Consider the following 18,926-nt stretch of genomic DNA (forward strand, 5'->3'; position numbering starts at 1 on the left):
GGAAGACGTTAAGGCGGGGCGTATACAGCTTGGCGGGTTTGTGGGAGCGGCGTAAGCCGCGAAGCCGGGGGCAAGGAGATTGCCATTGGACCGTGGTTTGAGAGGGTACGAGCTTCGCGGCTTACGCCGCTCCTACAAGTCTGTTTGTTATTTGCGTACGGCCAGCACGCCATCCAGGGCCAGCTCGGTCTTGAAGCCGGCTTTCTGCAAGCGTGTGGCGACTTCGCGGGGTACATCGCGGCCACTGGTGAGCTTGTTCGGCGCGCCGGTGTAATGGAACAGGCGGCCGTCTTTGCGCAGCACGCGCGCCAGTTGATCGTAGAACACCTGCGAGTACAGCTCGCCGGCAATGCCGAAGCGCGGCGGATCGTGCAACACGGCGTCCATTGAGGCATCGGCGATGTGCTCGATTTCCTGGGACACATCGCCCTGCTTCAGCTGCAGACGGCCGCCCGCAGCAGCGCTGTCAGGGTCCGGCGACCACGGGTTGAGGGTACGCAGCCACAGCACCTCCGGGCTCTTCTCGAATGAGCGGATGCCGGCCACGCCTTCGTCCAGGCAGCAGGCGGCGAAATAGCCCATGCCGCCGCAGGTGTCCAGGATCCGCTTGCCGCGCGGCTCCACCAGCGCCACCTTGCGGCGGGCGTCGTCCAGTGGCGAGATCTGCGCGCTGACCAGCATCTTGATGCCGTCTATCTCGAACGTGGGGATGCCCCAGTCGGTAGGCACCAGCTTGTACAGGCCGCTGCCGAAGCGCGAGGCGGCGCTGAACTCCTCACCATCCCAGTAGTAGATGGTGCGGTCCTTGAGCTTGGCCGGCCACGGGTAGTGCTGGCCGCGGAACTGAAAGCTGTCGCTGCCAATGCCAACGGTTTGCTGGCTGCGGCCCAGGTCGAGCGAGGTGCTGATTTCGCTGCTGCCCTTCTTCAGGGCGCTGTGCAGCTGCTCGAGCAAGGGGCGGGTGAGCAGGGGGCCGGAGTAGTGGGGCATGGGGGCTGCAGGTGGTGCGAGGGTGGGAATGCTACCGCAGCTGGGTTTTGGGGGTTGAGTTGTGCGCGAAGAGCACCCCTCCCCAGCCCTCCCCTTTGCTCCGCAAAAGGGAGGGGGCCAAAAGCTCCCTCCCTTTGCCGAAGGCAAGGGGAGGGCTGGGGAGGGGTAGCCTTGGACGTTTGCGCCTTGCTGGAAATCCAACTCCACCCGCGCCGGTCAACGATCAACAGGCATAATTCGCGCCCCTCCCCTCGATTGCGCCTGTACTGCCGCTTCTGCGGGACAGCACCGGCGATCCGCCCGTATGTCCTTTCTGCATTCTGAACTGGCGCAGTGGCGCGCCAATCCCCTGCGCGAAATGCTGGCCGGTGCCGTGGCCACCTTTGCCTTGATCCCGGAAGTCATCGCGTTCTCGTTCGTGGCCGGGGTGGACCCGCAGGTCGGCCTGTTCGCCTCGTTCGTGCTGAGCATCGTGATCGCGGTGTTCGGTGGCCGGCCGGCGATGATCACCGCCGCCGCCGGTTCGGTGGCATTGGTGGCGGCGCCCTTGGTCAGTGCGCATGGCCTGCCGTATCTGTTCGCAGCCGGCCTGCTGGCCGGCGTGATCCAGATCGTGTTCGGGGTGCTGCGCCTTGGGGTGTTGATGCGTTTTGTCAGCAGCTCGGTACGTACCGGCTTCGTCAATGCGCTGGCCATCCTGATCTTCTCCGCGCAGTTGCCGCAGTTGCACGGCGCCACTACCGCCACCTGGGTGATGCTGGCGCTGGGCTTGCTGCTGATCTACGGGCTACCGCGCCTGCCCCTGCCCGGTGTGCGCGCGGTTCCCTCGCCGCTTATCTGCATCGTGTTGCTTAGCGTGCTGGCGTGGTGGCTGAAATTGGAGCTGCCCACCGTCGATGATCTCGGCAAGTTGCCGCAGGCCTTGCCGCAGTGGATGGGGCTGCCCGCGCTGCCGTTTGACTTGGATACGTTGCGCATCATCGCCATGCCGGCGCTGGCCATCGCGATGGTCGGCCTGCTGGAATCGATGATGACTGCGCGGGTGGTGGACGAACTCACCGACACGCCCAGTTCCAAGAACCGCGAATGCACCGGCCTTGGCGTGGCCAATATCGCCGCCAGCCTGTTCGGCGGCATTGCCGGCTGCGGCATGATCGGGCAGACCGTGGGCAACGTGAAATACGGTGGCCGCGGCCGACTCTCCACCTTGTTTGCCGGCGTGTTCCTGCTGGTGCTGATGGTGTTGCTGAAGCCCTGGGTAGGGCAGGTGCCGGTGATCGCGCTGGTGGCGATCATGGTGATGGTCAGCGTATCCACCTTCGACTGGCGCAGCCTGGGCGCGCTGGTGCGGCATCCGCGCCTGTCCGGCGTGGTGATGCTGGCGACGGTGGCGGTGACCCTGGGAACGCACAATCTGGCCGCCGGTGTTGGCGTCGGGGTACTGTTGAGTGGGGTGTTCTTCGCATTGAAGGTGGCGCGGTTGCTGCAGGTGGAGCCGCATGAACAGGCCGACGGCAGTCTGCGCTATGTGGTGCGCGGGCAGGTGTTCTTTGCTTCGGCGGACGCCTTCATCGATGCGTTTGATCCGCGTGTGGCCGAGGGGCGTACGGTGGTGATCGATCTGTCCGGCGCGCAGTTGTGGGACATCACCGCCGTGGCGGCGTTGGAGAAGGTGGTCAGCCGTTATCGCCACCACGGCGTGAAGCCGCGCGTGCTGGGCCTGGATCGGCAGGGCCGGGCATTGCTGCGGCGGGTGTTGCGCGAGGGCGAGTTGGCAGTGGAAGACCCGGCGTTGTAGGAGCGGCGTGAGCCGCGAAGCTGGTGGAGGTGCCGATCGCCGGGGAAGCTGCAATTGCTGGCATTGCTTCGGCCGATGGTCCGGTAGTTTCGCGGCTTACGCCGCTCTCACAACGGAGTGGCGCGCCGATGCTGTTGTAGGAGCGGCGTGAGCCGCGAAGCTGGTGGAGGTGCCGATTGCCAGGGAAGCTGCAATTGCAGGCTTTGCTTCAGCGGATGGTCCGGTAGCTTCGCGGCTTACGCCGCTCCTACAAGGGCGCTTACATCACGTCCCAGGCGTAGCCGCCGCGCTCCAGCACCGAGGCGGCCAGTGATTCGACGATCTCGTCCTCGTTGCGCTCCAGCCCACGCACATTGCGCGCCATGCGACGGCGTGCCTGGCGGGCGAACAGACGGGCGATCTTCACCGCGTCATCGGCGGCCGGGTGCTTGGTCTGCAACAGGCTCTCCACCCGCGACAGCACGCAGAGGCCGACGAACAGGTCGATGGCGATATCGGCCACGCGCTTCTGCGCGTGCTGCTGGTCGGCGATCTTCTTGCCGTGCTTGCGCAGCAGCCGGTCCGAGGCCTTGGACAGCTCCACCGTATACTTCTCGCACAGCCGTGCCAGCGGCCGCAGCGCATCATCGAGCGGCGCGCGGATGCGGCCTGTGCCGTAGCCGGTGGCCTCGCGCATGCGGCGGCCGGCATAGTCGCTGAGCACGCCGAAGCCCTTGATCGGGTCGTTGAAGATGCCACCCACCGCGCTCTGCAGCTCACTCAGCGTCGCGCCCACGCCCTTCAGGCCGTTCAGCGCCACGTACAGGCGCAGGATCTCGTTGGTGCCTTCGAAGATCGACAGGATGCGGGTATCGCGGGTCATCTGTTCGTACGGCAGCTCGCGCATGAAGCCGTTGCCGGCGGCGATCTGCAGCGCTTCATAACAGCTGCGCTGCACGGCCTCGCTGGCGAATACCTTGCTCATTGCCGCTTCCACCGAATAGTCTGTGCGGCCGCTGTCGATCAGGTGCGCCACCATCCACACCGTGCTTTCGGCGGCAAAGCAATCGGCGGTCATCTGCGCGATCTTCTCGCGCACCAGGCCGAACTCGGCAATGGCCTGGCCAAACTGCTTGCGCTCGCTGGCCTGCGCACAGGCCATGCGGATCAGCGCGCGCATGCCGCCCACGGCGCCGCCGCCCAGGCCGGTGCGGCCGCTGTTGAGGATGTTCATCGCCACCTTGAAGCCCTTGCCGACCGGGCCCAGCACATTGGCGGCCGGCACCCGTACCTCGTTGAAGGCGACGGTGGTGGTGGACGAGGCGCGGATGCCCATCTTGTCTTCGTGCGGGCCATGGCTGACGCCGTCCCAGCCGGCCTCGACGATGAAGGCGGTGACCTTGCCCTCCGCCGTGTCGGTGCGCGCGAACACCGTGTAGAAATCGGCGATGCCGCCGTTGGTGATCCAGATCTTCTCGCCGCTCAGCGTCCAACTGCCATCATCGTTGCGATGGGCCTTGGTGCGGATGGCGGCGGCGTCAGAGCCGGCACCGGCTTCGGTCAGGCAGAACGCCGCGATCATCTCGCCACTGGCCAACCTGGGCAGGTAGCGCTGCTTCTGCTCGTCGTTGCCGAACAGCAGCAGTCCCTTCATGCCGATCGAGCTGTGCGCGCCGATGGTCAGCGACACCGAGCTGTCATGGCTGCTGGTCTGGCCCAGCACGCGCGCATAGGCACCGTTGGACAGCTCCAGCCCGCCGAATTCCTCGGGGATGATCAGCCCGAACAGGCCCATGTCACGCAGCGCCTGGATGAACTCCGGTGGCTGTTCGGCATCGCGGTCGTACTGGCGCAGGTCGGCGGTCTTGTCGGCCAGGAACTGGTCGATGGCATCGGTCATCGCGCCCAGCATCTCGCGGTCACGCTCGCGGATCTGCGGGTAGGGGAACAACACCTCTTCGGCGATATGGCCAAAGAACAGCTGCTTGGCGATGCTTTCATCCAGATTCTGTGCTGCAACGGTATTCACGAACGGCTCCTTGTGCTGCGAACGATGACGGCGTCTGGCCGATGATGGCCCAGTCTTGCCACAGGTTCACCTATTCGTGGGACACAATTGTTGAACTCGGTGTGCCCTTGTTGGTCTCTGCATGCTGGGGTTGTACTTCGCCAAGGCCGGTTGATGCCTTCCGGGCCATGTTTCCGATGGAGCTGCATGCGTTCTGACCATTCTGCCGAGCCGCTGTGGACCCGCGTGACCGCTGCCGTGGTTGCATTGGCGTTCATGCTCGGCGTAACGCGCCTGATGCTGCAGGTGCCCGCCTTGAACACGGGCGGCGAGCAGACGCGTGTGCAGCTGCGGTGGCTCTCGCCGGATGCCTCCAGGCAGGACCTGGCCGTGCCGCAGCCGACGATCACAGTCGCGCCCGGAACGCCCATGGATTCCAAGCGGGCATCCAGTACTTCACCCGCATCCGAAACCGTGGCTCCGGTTCTTCCGGCTGCACCAGCTGCCACCGCGGCAGCCCTGCAGACCGCCTGGTCGCAGCGGCTATACGGCAAGGACGGCACGCTCGCCATCCCGGATGCCACGGATACGCGCCAGAAGAGCGCAGCTGAGCGCGTGTTCGAGCATCGTGACGAGCTGGCCACGCAGGTGGGAGAACGCGCGACTGCCAACCTGTTCTCGCGCGAACGTGCGGGAACGCGGCAGAAACGCTCCGAGCGCCTGCTCTATGGCGAGGACATCCAGGCTGCTGAAGCGCGACGACCGCCGGATATCGCCTTCAATCCGCGTCTGCATGAGCGGCCCTCCGATCTGGGCAGTGAAGCAACGGGCGATGCCTACAAGGCCGCACCGATCCGCTACGAGAAGGCGCCGGACATGAAGGGCGAGGCTAGTCGCCGCATCCGCGGGGCGATCAGCGCGCTGGAGCAGCGCTACCAGCGCTGCAATGCCGATCAACGCCGGCGCTGGCTGGGCATCGCGCAGCAGCACCTGGAGGCGCTGCAGCGGGTGGAGTATCGCTACAACAATGGCGCAGACCCGGTGGAGGCCGAGCACAGCCTGCCCAGCGCCGCAGACAGTGCCTATGACCTGGCCCGGCGCGCCCTGTGGGATGCCGAGCGGCGCATGAAAATGTGCACTTGAGCGGCGGTCATCGCAGGCCAGTCGCGGGACCTGCCCTCGACATCGAAATTGCGTGTTGACCGCGTTGCGGGCCATCGGCCGGACAAACCGGGACAAATCAGGACAACATTGCTAAGTTATTGTCTTTTAATGGCTTTTTGCTGCTTCTGCATGCCTAGAATCGGGCGTCTTCCCATTCTGGTATCGCGATGAAGTCGATTGGTCTGTTGTTCTCCGCAGTGGTGCTGGCTTCCACGTTTGCTTGCCAGGCTGCACCCACGCCGTCCGCCGCCACGGGTGTGGGCGTTGCTCCCGGTCATAGCCATGCGCTGCCCAGGCACGCCCTGGTCGGCTATCTGCACAACTTCGACAACGGCCAGGGCCTGTTGCCGGTCGGCAAGGTCGACGACAGCTGGGACGTGATCGTGCTGGCCTTTGCCGATGACATGGGCGAGGGCAAGGTGGCGTTCAATCCGGACCCTGCCCTGGACCGCGCGCAGTTGATTGCCGACATCGCCGCCAAGCGTGCGCAGGGCAAGATCGTGGTGCTGTCCTTTGGGGGCGAGCTGGGCACGGTGACCTTGAACACGCAGCGCGACGAGGACAACTTCGTGCGCACCACCGCCGAAGCGATCAACACCTTCGGCTTTGATGGCATCGACGTGGATCTGGAGAAGATCGCCGGCGTGGTGCACGGTGCGCCGGTTACCCCGCACCTGATCTCGGCGGTGAAGCGCCTGCACGGCATGTACCCGAATCTGTATGTGTCGATGGCACCGGAGCACCCGTATGTGCAGGGTGGCTTTGTGTCGATGGAAGGCATCTGGGGCGCTTACCTGCCGTTGATCGACGGCCTGCGTGAGGAGCTGGATCTGCTGCATGTGCAGCTCTACAACAACGGTGGCCTGCCCACGCCGTACCGCGCCGAGAAGTATCCGGGGGGCAGCGTCGACATGATGGTGGGCTCGGCGAAGATGTTGATCGAAGGCTTTGATCTGGCCGGTGGCAAGGGGCGGTTCGAGGGCCTGCGTGCCGACCAGGTGGCGTTGGCCTTGCCGTCGGGGCTGCGTGCTGCGGGCAATGGTTATGCGACGCCGGCGAATATCAATCGCGCTTTTGATTGCCTCACGACGGCCACGCAGTGCGATGAGGTGAAGCCCAGCCAGCCGCATCCGGATTTCCGCGGGGTGATGACCTGGTCGATCAACTGGGATGTATCCGATGCGCGCGCGTTCTCCGCGCCGGTGGGGGAACATCTGCGGGCTGCGCAGGCGCGCTGAGCAGGCAATTGCTTGATGCATTCTGAGCAGGAAAATGCTTGATGCATTCCCTTCCCCCGCCTGCGGAGGAAGGTGCCCGCAGAGCGGATGGGGGCGCCTTTGCTTCCTGACTTGCCTGAAGCTTGGGAGACGATTTTTCCCAGGTACCGCTATGCAGTCCTCGCTGCGCGGCGGTTGATTGGTTGCCCGCTTTGTCAGGGGCAGAAGCAAAAGCTGCCCTCATCCGGTGCTTCGCACCACCTTCTCCCGTGAACGGGAGAAGGGAACGGCCAAAGCCAAAGCCACAGCCACAGCCAAAGCCAAAGCCAAAGCCAAAGCCAAAGCGGCCGCAGGCATCCCCGCTTGCCGCGTTCACTCCATCCAGAAATGCACCAAGGTCACCAGCTCATCGCTGCGGAACCCGGGGTAGAGCTGCTGCATCACCCGCAACAGGCCAGCAGGGGTGCGACAGGCCGGGTCATGCTCATCGCGCAGATCCGCTTCCTCCAGTGCATCAAAAGCGCGCAGTTCGGTCTGCAGTGCCAGCGGCCCCAACTGGCGGCCATCCGCCAGTTCGATGTAGGCCTGAGCCACCCCATGCCAACGGGCACCGCGCCGTACGCTGGTGTTGCGACCGGTATGGAAACGGGGGTTGTCGAAGCCTAGCAGGGGCGCGGTCATGGGCGTGGAGCAGCTTGGGAAAGCGGCCATTCATTCTGGGCGCGATTGGCGCATTTTTCATCACCTGCCGTTCAAGCTCGCAGGCTCAGCATCATCATCCTTCTTCTGAGCGGATCCGGCCATGCCACGCGCGGCTGCGCTTGCGCTGTTGCTGCTGTTGTACGGGCTGTGTGCGCCGTTGCAGGCGCGCACGGTGTACCGCTGTGTGCAGAAGGGCACCGTCAGCATGGCCACCGCACCGGAACCGGGCTCCAGCTGCAAGGCCATGGTGATCGATGACAACGCCGTGCAGACCCCGAACCTGTGGGGCAACTTCGGCGTTTTCAGTGGCATCCTGTACGAGCGTGAGCAGGACGGCAGCAAGGTCTACTCCACCCGCAACCTGCCCGGGTCCACGCCCTACCTGCGCTTCACCGTGGCCACACCGCCGGGTGAGCCCGCACACGCGGGCCTGGGCAGGGTCGGCACGCCGCAGTTGAATCGGCATGCGCCGCAGTTCCGCGCCGCCGCCAAGGCAACCGGCGTGGATGACGCCTGGTTGCGGGCGGTCGCACATGCCGAAAGCGCCTTCGATGAAAAAGCAGTGTCGCCCAAGGGCGCGCAGGGCGTAATGCAGCTGATGCCGGAAACCGCCAGCGAGTACGGGGTGAGCGATCCGCTGTCACCGGCGCAGTCGATCAACGGCGGCGCACGCTATATGAAGTCCCTGCTGCGCCGTTACAACGGCGACCGCACGCTGGCGGCGGCGGCCTACAACGCAGGTATTGGCGTTGTCGCGCGCTACGGCGGCGTACCGCCCTATGCGGAGACGCGGCAGTACGTGGACAAGGTGCTGGCCCTGTACAGCCGCTACCGTGAAGCGATGGGCTCCGGACCGGAGCGGCCGGCGCTGTAGTTGGCTAGGTGGGTTGAACCAGCCCACTTCTCCCCAGTCCTCCCCTGCTGCGCAAGAGAGGGAGCAGCGCATGCTGTAGCTGCGGCCTTGGCTTTTGCCCCCTCCCTTTGCCGCAGGCAAGGGGAGGGTTGGGGAGGGGTGCTCTTGCCCTGGCTTTACCGCCCCTGCCTCAATCAAGCCCGACCTCTGGCCCAGGCAAACGCAGCTGCTGCCAGCCAACGTGGTGCATAAGCTCCCGCACCACTACCAGCGCGGCGACAAAATCTGCCCGTTCCGGAATGCCTTGGCTCTTTGCCGGCATCCCCGCCGCTACCTGTGCCAGTTGCTGGAATGCGCGCTCGATTTCATCGATATCCAGCTCGAGCACTGCCTGCTGCGGATAGCCCAGCACCCCTGGCAACGGTGCCAACACCGCATCGGTGCACTCCAATACCTCCAACGTCTCCTGGCGCAGCGCCGGAATCCACGGCATCAAGGCGTCCTCGGTGCTGGCAATGGCCTGCTCCATGGCCGACCCGGAAGGCGGGAACTGGCGCAGGCCCGCGTCCAGCAGCGATGACAGCGACAGTGGCAGGCTGATGTCGGTGCTATGCCCGGCACGCAGGCGGATCAGCTCTTCTTGCAGATACAGATGCATACGTTTCTCCACCATGCAGGGCTTTCGGCGGTTCCGCCGCGGGCCGTGAGCGTCTATCGTGCCGGGTCCGCAGTTGGTTGGGTGTACATGGATCGCAAACATTGGGTGATTGCCGTCATCGCCGTTACCGGTGCCGCGCTGGGCGCCAGTTTCCTGTGGGCGCCGCAAGCGCCCGCACCGGCCGCTCCGCCGCCGACGCCACTGGGGTGGCAGGCGCAGATCGCCTTGCTGGGCGGCGACGGCGTGGCTGGCAACAGTGCCGGCAAGGCCGCACAAACCCGTTTCAGTGATCCCTGGGGGCTGGCGATGGGGGGCGGTGTGCTGTTCGTCGCCGATGCCGGTGACAACAACCGCATCCTGTATCGCGGCCTGGACGGCGCCTTCCAGGTGCTGGCCGGCGGCATGGAAGGCTTCGCCGATGGGCAGGGCAGCGCGGCCAGATTCAATACTCCATCGGGCATCGCCCTGGATGCGCAGGGCAATCTGTACGTGGCCGATACCGGTAACCACGCCATCCGCAGGATCACCACGCAAGGCCAGGTCACTACCCTGGCCGGTGACGGTACGCCAGGCTTCGCGGACGGGAGCGGCGCGCAGGCACGTTTCAATGGACCGATGGGTGTTGCGGTAGGCGCGGACGGTCGTGTCTATGTCGCCGATACCTGGAATGACCGCATCCGTGTCATCGCTGCCGATGGCACGGTCAGCACCCTGGCCGGCGGCGCCCTGCCGGGTTGGGAGGACGGGCAGGGGGCGCTGGCGCGCTTCGATACGCCCACTGACCTCAAGTTCGACAGCCACGGCAACCTCTGGGTTGCCGATCTGCAGAACAACGCGCTGCGTACGGTCAGCCCTGCCGGCATGGTCAGCACCCGCATTGGCATTCCCAATGGCGATCGTGTGCTGTGGGGGCCAATGGCCTTGGCCATCACCCATGATGACGTGGTCTATGTGGGGGAGCGTTTGAGTGGTCGCGTGGTGCAGCTGTCAGCGCAGGGCCACCTCGTTGCCGTGGCGGGTAACGATGCACAGCGCTTCGCACGCCCGGCCGGATTGGTGCTGGCGCCCGATGGCAGCTTGTTGCTGAGTGATGCCGACGCCTATCGCCTCCATCATCTGCTGCCGCGGACTGCGACAACCACGGACGTACCGCCGCAACTCGGGCCGTCGCCGGACAATCCCTTGCCTGGCAACCAGGGCCGCTGGCCGCTGGCGCCGCAGCGGGGCTGGCACGAAGTCACCGGTACCCTGGGCGAGGTGCGCGGCAACTTCAGTGGCGAGAGCCGACACCACCTGCACAGTGGTTTTGATGTGCGCGGCGACGTTGGCCAGACCGTGCTGGCGATCGCCAGCGCCAAGGTCAGCAGCCCGGCTTCCACCTGGACATTGGGCGGCCAGGCCGAAGGCCTGTCGCTGGACAAGCTCGACTACATCCACATGAAGGTCGGCCGCGATGCCGGCAATCGCGCGCTGGACCCTGCCCGCATGCAGCTGGTCTATGACGACAGCGGCAAGCTGGACAGGGTGCGGGTACGTCGCGGTACCCGTTTCCAGCCCGGCGACGCGCTGGGCAGCATCAACAACCAGGCGCATGTGCATCTCGCGGTGGGGCCCTCGGGCTATGAGCGCAACGCGGTGCGGCTGGGCTTCTCCAACTATGCCGACCACGTCGCACCGAAGATCGACGACATCGCCCTGCTCGACAGCAACAACCAGCGCCTGAGCGAGAAGGTAGATGGGCGTCTGCGCGTGTCACGCGATGCTGGCGGCCTGCAACTGGTGGTGGAAGCCTGGGACCAGGTCGACAACAACCTGCCGCGGCGCCGGCTTGGCTTGTACAGCCTGGGCTTCCAGATACTTGGTGCCGACGGTCGCGCCCTGGCCGGTTACGAACAGCCGCGCACCAACATCATCTTCAATCGCATGCCGCCGCAGCGTGAGGCGGTGAAGCTGGCCTACGCCGCCGATAGCGGCATCACCGTGCATGGCAGCAGCAGCACCCGCTTCCGCTATGTGCTGACCAATACGGTGCGTGACGGTTTGTTGGCTGGGGACGCGCTGGATCCCGCCGTGCTCGCGCCCGGCGACTACACCATCCGCGTCAGCGCCCGGGATTTCAGCGGCAATGAAGCTGTCGCGGGGCGCGAGCTTCCGTTGCGCGTGTTCTAGCCGTGCATAAAAAAACCCCGGCGCTGGGCCGGGGTTTCAAGTACATCATTCAAGAGAGATTGCGTTGTTGCTCAGCACCTGATCAGAAGTCGTAGGACGCGGTCAGGCGCACCGAACGCGGCGCGGTGTAGTAGGTGCCCATGCCGTAGGTGTTGGATACGGTGTACGGGTTGGCCTCGAAACGGGCATCGGACTGGACCTGCTTCAGTTCGTTCAGCACGTTGAACACATCCAGGCCCAGGGCCAGCTTGTGATCAGCGAAGGACGGACGGTAGATCACACCCAGATCCAGCTGCTTGGTCCACGGCTGACGGCCTGCATCACCTGGGCGCGACGGCTTGCCATCGCAGTAGTGGTACGAAGCGCCATAGCCGGCAACCGGCTCGCTGTGGTCGGTGCCGTAGAAGCCCAGACAGGTCTTGGGCATGCCCGACATGATGCGCAGGGTGGCCGATGCGGTCCATTCGTCGTTGAACTGGTATGCACCGAAGCCCTTCAGCTGGTGGCGACGATCGTTGGCCATGTAGCCACCGGCGTACTCCATCAGTGCGGCTGCGTCCCAATCCTGGGTCTTGGACACGTCATCCTGGCCGATATCCGACTTCACCTGGCCTTCGGTATTGCCGAAGTTGCGCGACCAGGTGTAATCCACGCGGCCGTACCACTTGTCGGTCATCGGGTGCTCAAGGAACAGATCGACTGCAACATAGTCACGCTTGGCCTTGGTGCTGCCGTAACCCCAGTCCTGACCATTCATGGTGAAGGAGGTATAGCCCGAGCCATCCACATGCTTGGCCAGGAAGGTATTGGTCTTGCCCGGATTGAAGATCACGCAGCCCGGGATCTGGAGGCCACTGGTGTCGACATTCATCGACTGGAGCTTGGCTTCCATCAGGTCCGGGTCGCAGATGTCGTCGATTGCGGTCTGCAGGCGACGGTAGGTGACCTTGGCGCCGGTGTTCCAGGACTGGCCGAGGGTCTTTTCAAAACCAAGGATCAGTTCATCCTGGTACTGCGACTTCAGATCGGTCGGCGCGACGCCAGCCGGGTCCGGGGTCAGGCCGTACTCGCCGTTGGAGGAAACCGGGCCCGGGCCCAGCGCGGTCAGGCCGGTCGGCACGCCATTGGCATCGATGCCGGTATAGGTGAAGTACTCGCGGGTGAAGGTGGAAGCCGAGGCACCACGGATGGCCACACTGTTCGGCAGGGCCAGGTAGTAACGGCCCAGGTTGGCGAACACCTTCAGCGAGGAATCACCGAACACGTCCCAGCTGGCGCCCAGACGCGGGGCCCACTGGTCGCCGCTCTTCACGTAGGCAACGGCCGCACTGTTGAAGTTGGTGAACTTGTCGTTGCGCACGCCAATGCTCAGCAACAGGTTCGGGGTGACCTGCCAGTTGTCTTCAATGAAGTAGGCCTTCTGCTCGACCGACATGCTGGTGGTGGTGGCGAAGACGTACTTGTAGGCAAAGTAGCCATCACCGCCCGGCGGGGTGATGTTGAAACCCGGGCTCGGCGACTTGTTCGGGTCGATGCTGGAGTAATACCACGCATAGCCGGGGCCGGTGATTTCCTGGCCTTCGTTCTTCGCACTGTAGTACATGTTGTCGATACCGGCACGCAGCTGGTGATCGCCCAGACGGTATTCCAGATCCACGCGCAGACCACGGGTGGTGCTGCCTGCGTTGTCGGCCTTGGTGTCGCGGCTGGCCTGGTCGTTGCGGATCGGCTTGCCGCCGGTGATCTTCGGATCCTGCAGGCTCACGCCGCTCAGGTACGGGCTGTCCGATTCGCCGGGGTTGTACTGCAGGTTGCTCTGCGTGCTGCGGCCCCAGACGGCGCTCAGGGTCAAGTCATCGGTCAGGTAGCCGGTGTACTTGAAGATGTCGTAGTCGTCCTTGATCTTGGTCGTGTCGGAGAACGAACCGGTACGCCCGCCTTCCTTCAGGGTTTCATAGTCGAAGGCGGTGTAGTAGCCGCTGGTGCGGTCGGTGTTCTGGATACGGGTGTATTCCAGGGTGTGGTCGTCGGTGATGTTCCAGTCGATCTTGCCGTAGAACTTCGGCGTATCGATGGTGTAGTTGTTGCGGGCCTGGGCGGCGGAGGCGGCGCTGTTGGTGGACACGCCGTCCTTCTTGTCCGTCTCGGCGGCCAGGTGCACGAACAGGCGATCTTCGATCAGCGGACCGCTGACATAGCCACTGACCGTCGTACGGGTGGCGGTGTCGTTGTTGCGGTAGCGGTAGAGCGTGCCCGGGAGCTTCGCGCTGGAGTAGCGGTAGCCCGGGCCCAGCGTGTTGTTCGGATACCAGATGTCACGCGGCGAGGCGGCGAGCGAATCCGGTGCCCAGGTGGTCTGGAAGCCGAAATGCCACTCGTTGGTGCCGCGCTTGCCGAGCTGGTTGATCACGCCGCCGGTGGAACGGCCGTAACGCGCGCTGTAGCCGCCGGTATAGGTTTCCTGCTGGTCGATGGAGCCGTACGGCAGGCTGACGCCACCGATGTTGCTCAGCGGGTTGGAGGTGTTGAAGCCGTTGAGGTAGTACGCGTTCTCGGTGACGCTGGAACCACCGAACGACAGTACCGAGCGCGAACCATTGGTGAAGAAGCCACTGCCGCTCACCACGCCCGGGGCGAGCAGGGCGATGGCTTCGGCCGAGCGACCCAGTGGCAGCACGTCCAGCTGCTCGGACGTGATGACGGACTTGGAGACCGTATTGCTGACGTCGATCTTCGGCATGCTGGCGGCAGTGACCGTCACCGCATCCAACGTGGTGGCACCTTCGCCGCCGAACGAGACCTCGGTACCGGCACCAACGCGCAGCAGCACGTTTTCGCGCTTGTCGATGACCTGGCCATCGCGCTCAAGGCGGATGGAGTACTTGCCGACCGGCAGCGAGCCGAGGTTGTAGCGACCGTTGGTGTCAACCGTGACACTGCGCTTGAGGCCGGATTCGTTCTGGACGGTGATCGTGGCGCCGGCGGCCGACGGGGCGTTGCCGAACAAGGAGCCGGTGGTGCTCTGGGCAGCGGCGGCGCCGATGACCGAGGTGAGGACGATAGCCAGCGCGGTGCGCTTGAGCCGGGTGACTTGGGAGCTGCGGGTCATCAAATTTCCTTGGTTCATTGATATGCAGACTGTTGTTGCAACCGCGCTGCAGTGAAATGTAGGTTTCATTACAGCTGAACGAAATATTAATTTCACTGCTAACGGTTTTACAATATCAGCTGAAACCAAAATTAAGTCGTTGAAATTGTTATATAAAATTCAGCTGCGTGAGATTTTGCCCTCATTCATTTTCAAAGGCTCTCACTTGTTCGCACGTTCCGTACGCTACCGTCTGGTTTTGTTTCAGGCCAAGAAAAAGCCGACACAGGCGTCGGCTCCCAGCACGCGGTCACAGGCGTTGTGGGTGATGGGATTGGAGCGGCAGGCGGTGCCTGGCCCCTCGCAGTCGAGTGCGGAGGCCTGCATGGACTGCGTGCTGGGAGGCGGAGGCTACGCTCCGAGTCGCACCCGCTCTGCGTCCAGGTCATCCACCGGGCGCACTTCGATGCTGCCGTAAGCCGCCCAGGGAAACTGCTGGGCGATGCGCATCGCCTCATCGGCATCGGCGGCTTCGATCAGGTTGAAGCCGGCGAGAATCTCGCGGGTTTCGGCGAACGGGCCATCGATGATCCGGGTGAGCTCGTCGCGACGACGCAGGGTCTGTGCGCTGGTCGGTGGCTGCAGGCGTTGTGACATCACCAGCGTGCCTGCGGCCTGGAGCGCGTCGGCATGGCGGAGGCAGCCGCGCATCAAGGTGTCGTACTCGCTGGCAGGCAACGTCTGCAGCAGGTGTGGGTCGATATAGATCAACAACATGAACTTCATGGGGCCGGTCTCACGCACATGGATGCGCATCATGTCGCATCAGGCCTGCTGCATTGCCGCATGAACTGATTCATAAAAAGGCGACGCGCGCGTGTCGAGATTGATGGCCGTGCTTCGTCGTACCTGTTGTGAAGCGGGCATGTGGCCTGCAACGGAGCAAGGCGATGAAAGTGATGGTGCTGGTGAAAGCGACTCCCGAGACCGAAGCCGGGGTCATGCCCACGCAGGCCGAGATTGCGGCGATGGGGGCCTTCAATGAAGAACTGGTCAAGGCCGGCATCATGCTGGCCGGCGACGGTTTGAAGCCCACCTCGCATGCGGCGCGGGTGCGTTTCGCGGCCGAGGGCCGCAGCGTCATCGATGGGCCTTTCGCCGAAACCCGCGAACTGGTGGCCGGCTTCTGGCTGTGGCAGGTGCGCTCGCTGGAGGAAGCGGTGGAGTGGCTCAAGCGCGCCCCGTTCACCCCCTCCAACGGCAGCGCGGTGGAAGTGGAGATCCGGCCGTTCTTCGAACCTGAAGATTTCGGTGAGGCCTTCACTCCGGAATTGCAGGCGCAGGAGCAGCGTCTACGCGAACAGATCGAACGCAACAACTGAAATCCAACCCCAAGCAGCAGGAGCAGGACGATGAAATTGATTCCGTTTTTGGGCTTCAATGGCCAGACCCACGAGGCGATGGCGTTCTACGCCAAGGCCCTGGGGGGCACGGTGGTGTCGGAAATGACGTACGGCGACATGCCGCCGAGTCCGGACATGGATGCGGAAGGCTGTGGTGGGTTCATGCCGCAACCGGAGCAGATCGCGCATTGCCAGGTCGAGGCTGGCGGGGCAACGCTGATGGCCGCCGATGGCCCGCAGGGTGCCGGTGCCAGTGCCACCACCATCAATGTCGACGTGGACAGCATCGAGGAAGCCGAGCGCGTGTTCGCGGCCCTGGCCGAAGGTGGGCAGGTGCAGATGGCGCTGGCGGAAACCTTCTGGGCACACCGTTGGGGCATGTTGCTGGACCGCTACGGCAAGCCGTGGATGGTCAATTGCATGAAGCCGATGCCGGCGGAGGGTTGAGGCATGAGCAATCTGCAGATGATCTTCGTCAATCTCCCGGTGCGCGACCTGCAGGCGTCGAGGAGGTTCTTCGACGCGCTGGGCTACAGCTTCAACCCGCAATTCAGCGATGACAACGCCGCCTGCATGGTGATCAGCGACAGCATCTTCGTGATGTTGCTGGTGGAGCCGTTCTTCAAGACGTTCACCACCAAACCGCTGAGCGACGCACGCAAGCAGACCGAGGTGATCACCTGCCTGTCTGCGGCCAGCAGGCCCGCGGTTGATGAACTGGTGGACAAGGCCTTGGCCGCCGGCGCCAGCGAGCCGATGCCGGCCCGTGACTACGGTTTCATGTACCAGCGCGGCTTCGCCGATCTTGACGGCCACCTGTGGGAAATCGCCCATATGGATGGCGAGCCGGGCCAATAACCAGGAGACGAACATGGCTTACGTGGACGGATATGTATTGCCGGTACCCAGCGCCAGGCTGGACGACTACAAGCGCATGGCGCGCAAGGCTGGCAAGGTGTGGAAAGAGCATGGCGCCCTCGCTTACGTCGAAGCGGTGGCGGAGGATGTGAAACCGGGCAAGCGCACCTCGTTTCCGCAGGCGGTGAAGCTGAAGGAAGATGAGGTGGTGGTGTTCGCCTACGTGGTGTTTCGCTCGCGCGCTCACCGCGACAAGGTCAATGCCAAGGCGATGGCCGATCCACGTTTGGCCGGCATGGGGCCGAAGGACATGCCGTTCGATGGCAAGCGCATGTTCTGGGGCGGATTCACGCCGTTCGTGCAGTTGTGAGGCTGCCCCCTCCCTTGCGCCGGAGGCGGAGGGGAGGGCTGGGGAGGGGTTGGCTTTTCGCATCACTGGAGCAGGCCCCTGCCGAGCATGGCTCGGCACTACCGCCGGTCCTGCATATGCGCTGCGTGCTTGCAGCAATCGCACCGCGATGCTGTGATCGCGCCCTATGACCGATCCACACCTGCAACGACTGCTGGACACCCTTTGGCGCATGGAATCGCCGCGCCTGGTTGCACGCCTTGCGCGCATGCTGGGCGACCTCGACAGCGCCGAGGAACTTGCCCAGGATGCGCTGGTCGCGGCCCTGGAACATTGGCCAAAACAGGGAATTCCGGACAATCCCGCCGCCTGGCTGATGGCCACCGCGCAGCGGCGGGCCATCGATCGGCTGCGGCAACGGCGCCTGCATGCGCAGCGGCAGGCGCAGATCATCGACGAACAGCAGGACTACAGCATGGGCGCGGACCCGTCCGACCATCTGGACGACATCGGTGATGACCTGCTGCGGCTGGTGTTCGTCGCCTGCCATCCCGAATTGCCTGCCGATGCGCGGGTCGCGCTGACCCTGCGCCTGCTGTGTGGCTTGAGCACCACCGAGATCGCCCGTGCTTATCTGGTTCCAGAACCCACCATCGCCCAGCGCATCGTCCGCGCCAAGCGGCTGTTGGCCGAACGCAAGGTGCCGTTCGAAGTGCCGCGCCTGCAGGAACTGTCCGCACGCTTGCAGTCGGTGCTGGATGTGGTCTATCTGGTTTTCAACGAGGGCTACGCGGCCAGTAGCGGTGAAGACTGGATGCGACCGGCGCTCTGCGAAGAGGCGTTGCGCTTGTGCCGCGTGTTGGCCGGGTTGATGCCCGATACGGTGCCTGTGCTCGGCCTGCTGGCGCTGATGGAGCTCCAGGCCTCGCGCCTGCGAGCGCGGACCGCCGCCGATGGTTCGGCCGTATTGCTGCTGGAGCAGGACCGCAGCCGTTGGGATTGGTTGCAGATCGCACGCGGCCAGGCGCTGCTGGATCACGCGCTGGCACTGGGTGGTGGCAATGACGCCTATGTGTTGCAGGCTGCCATCGCCGCCTGTCACGCGCGTGCGCGTCAGGCCGTGCAGACCGATTGGCAGGCCATCGCCGCCTGTTATGCGCGTTTGGTGGAGGTGATGCCCTCGCCGGTGGTGGAACTCAATCGCGTGGTCGCGGTGGCACAGGCCCAGGGCGTGGCCGCGGCATGGCCGCTGTTGCAGCAACTCATCGATGATCCACAGCTGCGCGCCTATGCACCGTTGCAGGCCGTGCGTGGTGAATTGCTCGCGCAGCGCGGACAGCTGCGTGAGGCCAAGGACGCCTTTCAACAGGCAGCAGCGATGACATCCAACCTGCGCGAGCGCAGTGCATTGTTGCAACGGGCGGAACGACTTTAGCGCGCATTGCCGACAGCGCCAGAGCCACGACATGTCGCAGTTTCATGCGGCTGTTTTCCTGCTGCACCGCGGGCTGTGTCCGCGCGTATTGCTGCCAGCCCAACAGAATATTCAGCAGGGCGCGCCACGCGCAAGGGCGTGGCGTGCGTCGAACTGTATCCAGCTTGGTGTGCGGTAAAGCCTCAACTTATGTTGATTGGCGATGCCGGTGTGCAACCTATATTTCCTGTGCTTCAAAAAGTGTTGGCCTTGCAA

Annotated in this window: 16 protein-coding genes; 10 read left to right on the forward strand and 6 right to left on the reverse strand. The window is 64.2% G+C overall.

Annotation, left to right across the window (positions count from 1 at the left end; all coding sequences use genetic code 11):
* Nucleotides 1–147: 147 nt before the first annotated feature.
* A complete protein-coding gene (locus tag ACVOLQ_RS09295) occupies nt 148–990 on the reverse strand; it encodes a class I SAM-dependent methyltransferase (protein WP_481527779.1) in 843 nt (280 codons plus the stop codon).
* Between the two features lie 304 nt (nt 991–1,294).
* Between ACVOLQ_RS09295 and ACVOLQ_RS09300 the strand changes: the two genes are divergently transcribed.
* A complete protein-coding gene (locus tag ACVOLQ_RS09300) occupies nt 1,295–2,788 on the forward strand; it encodes a SulP family inorganic anion transporter (protein WP_481527780.1) in 1,494 nt (497 codons plus the stop codon).
* Nucleotides 2,789–3,047: 259 nt separating this feature from the next.
* Here ACVOLQ_RS09300 and ACVOLQ_RS09305 read toward each other — a convergent pair whose 3' ends face one another.
* Entirely contained in the window at nt 3,048–4,796 is a 1,749-nt protein-coding gene (locus tag ACVOLQ_RS09305; protein ID WP_481527781.1) for an acyl-CoA dehydrogenase family protein, read from the reverse strand.
* Nucleotides 4,797–4,982: 186 nt separating this feature from the next.
* On the opposite strand from ACVOLQ_RS09305, the gene ACVOLQ_RS09310 reads away from it, so the two are divergent.
* Both ACVOLQ_RS09310 and ACVOLQ_RS09315 read left to right on the forward strand, forming a co-directional pair.
* On the forward strand, nt 4,983–5,918 hold the full coding sequence (locus ACVOLQ_RS09310; protein WP_481527782.1) for a hypothetical protein: 936 nt from the start codon (nt 4,983–4,985) through the stop codon (nt 5,916–5,918).
* A gap of 188 nt (nt 5,919–6,106) precedes the next feature.
* On the forward strand, nt 6,107–7,177 hold the full coding sequence (locus tag ACVOLQ_RS09315; protein ID WP_481527783.1) for a chitinase: 1,071 nt from the start codon (nt 6,107–6,109) through the stop codon (nt 7,175–7,177).
* Nucleotides 7,178–7,528: 351 nt separating this feature from the next.
* Here the strand turns inward: ACVOLQ_RS09315 and ACVOLQ_RS09320 are convergent, their stop codons facing one another.
* Nucleotides 7,529–7,837 (reverse strand): ASCH domain-containing protein, encoded by a 309-nt coding sequence (locus tag ACVOLQ_RS09320; protein ID WP_481527784.1) that lies wholly within the window; start codon nt 7,835–7,837, stop codon nt 7,529–7,531.
* A gap of 121 nt (nt 7,838–7,958) precedes the next feature.
* Here ACVOLQ_RS09320 and ACVOLQ_RS09325 point away from each other — a divergent pair, with 121 nt between their 5' ends.
* Entirely contained in the window at nt 7,959–8,732 is a 774-nt protein-coding gene (locus tag ACVOLQ_RS09325; RefSeq protein WP_481527785.1) for a lytic transglycosylase domain-containing protein, read from the forward strand.
* 169 nt (nt 8,733–8,901) lie between these two features.
* Here ACVOLQ_RS09325 and ACVOLQ_RS09330 read toward each other — a convergent pair whose 3' ends face one another.
* Entirely contained in the window at nt 8,902–9,369 is a 468-nt protein-coding gene (locus tag ACVOLQ_RS09330) for a hypothetical protein (RefSeq protein ID WP_481527786.1), read from the reverse strand.
* 87 nt (nt 9,370–9,456) lie between these two features.
* Here ACVOLQ_RS09330 and ACVOLQ_RS09335 point away from each other — a divergent pair, with 87 nt between their 5' ends.
* Complete coding sequence (locus tag ACVOLQ_RS09335; RefSeq protein WP_481527787.1) at nt 9,457–11,538, forward strand: gluconolaconase; 2,082 nt, start codon at nt 9,457–9,459, stop codon at nt 11,536–11,538.
* Between the two features lie 82 nt (nt 11,539–11,620).
* Here the strand turns inward: ACVOLQ_RS09335 and ACVOLQ_RS09340 are convergent, their stop codons facing one another.
* Together ACVOLQ_RS09340 and ACVOLQ_RS09345 are read right to left on the reverse strand one after the other, a co-directional pair.
* Nucleotides 11,621–14,647 (reverse strand): TonB-dependent receptor, encoded by a 3,027-nt coding sequence (locus tag ACVOLQ_RS09340; protein ID WP_481527788.1) that lies wholly within the window; start codon nt 14,645–14,647, stop codon nt 11,621–11,623.
* Nucleotides 14,648–15,037: 390 nt separating this feature from the next.
* Nucleotides 15,038–15,412 carry a YciI family protein gene (locus ACVOLQ_RS09345; protein WP_313174031.1) on the reverse strand — a complete coding sequence of 125 codons (375 nt, stop codon included), beginning with the start codon at nt 15,410–15,412 and terminating at the stop codon, nt 15,038–15,040.
* Nucleotides 15,413–15,576: 164 nt separating this feature from the next.
* Here ACVOLQ_RS09345 and ACVOLQ_RS09350 point away from each other — a divergent pair, with 164 nt between their 5' ends.
* From ACVOLQ_RS09350 to ACVOLQ_RS09370, 5 genes are all read left to right on the forward strand, one after another.
* Entirely contained in the window at nt 15,577–16,008 is a 432-nt protein-coding gene (locus ACVOLQ_RS09350) for a YciI family protein (protein ID WP_313173985.1), read from the forward strand.
* A 30-nt stretch (nt 16,009–16,038) separates the two neighbouring features.
* Nucleotides 16,039–16,476: a VOC family protein gene (locus tag ACVOLQ_RS09355; RefSeq protein WP_481527789.1), complete on the forward strand. Its 438-nt coding sequence runs from the start codon at nt 16,039–16,041 to the stop codon at nt 16,474–16,476.
* 3 nt (nt 16,477–16,479) lie between these two features.
* Nucleotides 16,480–16,887 carry a VOC family protein gene (locus tag ACVOLQ_RS09360; protein ID WP_481527790.1) on the forward strand — a complete coding sequence of 136 codons (408 nt, stop codon included), beginning with the start codon at nt 16,480–16,482 and terminating at the stop codon, nt 16,885–16,887.
* A gap of 13 nt (nt 16,888–16,900) precedes the next feature.
* Nucleotides 16,901–17,257, forward strand: a complete 357-nt coding sequence (locus ACVOLQ_RS09365) for a DUF1428 domain-containing protein (RefSeq protein WP_313494657.1) — start codon at nt 16,901–16,903, stop codon at nt 17,255–17,257.
* Between the two features lie 166 nt (nt 17,258–17,423).
* The gene (locus ACVOLQ_RS09370; RefSeq protein WP_481527791.1) at nt 17,424–18,671 is read left to right on the forward strand and encodes an RNA polymerase sigma factor; all 1,248 of its coding nucleotides are present in this window, start codon (nt 17,424–17,426) and stop codon (nt 18,669–18,671) included.
* The last annotated feature ends 255 nt before the right edge of the window (nt 18,672–18,926 follow it).

The organism is Stenotrophomonas sp. STEN031 (assembly GCF_056759975.1).

Coding starts and splice junctions, on each gene's coding strand:
- ACVOLQ_RS09295 (WP_481527779.1), bottom strand. CDS start 990: ATGCCCCACTACTCCGGCCCCCTGCTCACCCGCCCCTTGCTCGAGCAG.
- ACVOLQ_RS09300 (WP_481527780.1), top strand. CDS start 1,295: ATGTCCTTTCTGCATTCTGAACTGGCGCAGTGGCGCGCCAATCCCCTG.
- ACVOLQ_RS09310 (WP_481527782.1), top strand. CDS start 4,983: ATGCGTTCTGACCATTCTGCCGAGCCGCTGTGGACCCGCGTGACCGCT.
- ACVOLQ_RS09315 (WP_481527783.1), top strand. CDS start 6,107: ATGAAGTCGATTGGTCTGTTGTTCTCCGCAGTGGTGCTGGCTTCCACG.
- ACVOLQ_RS09320 (WP_481527784.1), bottom strand. CDS start 7,837: ATGACCGCGCCCCTGCTAGGCTTCGACAACCCCCGTTTCCATACCGGT.
- ACVOLQ_RS09325 (WP_481527785.1), top strand. CDS start 7,959: ATGCCACGCGCGGCTGCGCTTGCGCTGTTGCTGCTGTTGTACGGGCTG.
- ACVOLQ_RS09330 (WP_481527786.1), bottom strand. CDS start 9,369: ATGCATCTGTATCTGCAAGAAGAGCTGATCCGCCTGCGTGCCGGGCAT.
- ACVOLQ_RS09335 (WP_481527787.1), top strand. CDS start 9,457: ATGGATCGCAAACATTGGGTGATTGCCGTCATCGCCGTTACCGGTGCC.
- ACVOLQ_RS09340 (WP_481527788.1), bottom strand. CDS start 14,647: ATGACCCGCAGCTCCCAAGTCACCCGGCTCAAGCGCACCGCGCTGGCT.
- ACVOLQ_RS09345 (WP_313174031.1), bottom strand. CDS start 15,412: ATGAAGTTCATGTTGTTGATCTATATCGACCCACACCTGCTGCAGACG.
- ACVOLQ_RS09350 (WP_313173985.1), top strand. CDS start 15,577: ATGAAAGTGATGGTGCTGGTGAAAGCGACTCCCGAGACCGAAGCCGGG.
- ACVOLQ_RS09355 (WP_481527789.1), top strand. CDS start 16,039: ATGAAATTGATTCCGTTTTTGGGCTTCAATGGCCAGACCCACGAGGCG.
- ACVOLQ_RS09360 (WP_481527790.1), top strand. CDS start 16,480: ATGAGCAATCTGCAGATGATCTTCGTCAATCTCCCGGTGCGCGACCTG.
- ACVOLQ_RS09365 (WP_313494657.1), top strand. CDS start 16,901: ATGGCTTACGTGGACGGATATGTATTGCCGGTACCCAGCGCCAGGCTG.
- ACVOLQ_RS09370 (WP_481527791.1), top strand. CDS start 17,424: ATGACCGATCCACACCTGCAACGACTGCTGGACACCCTTTGGCGCATG.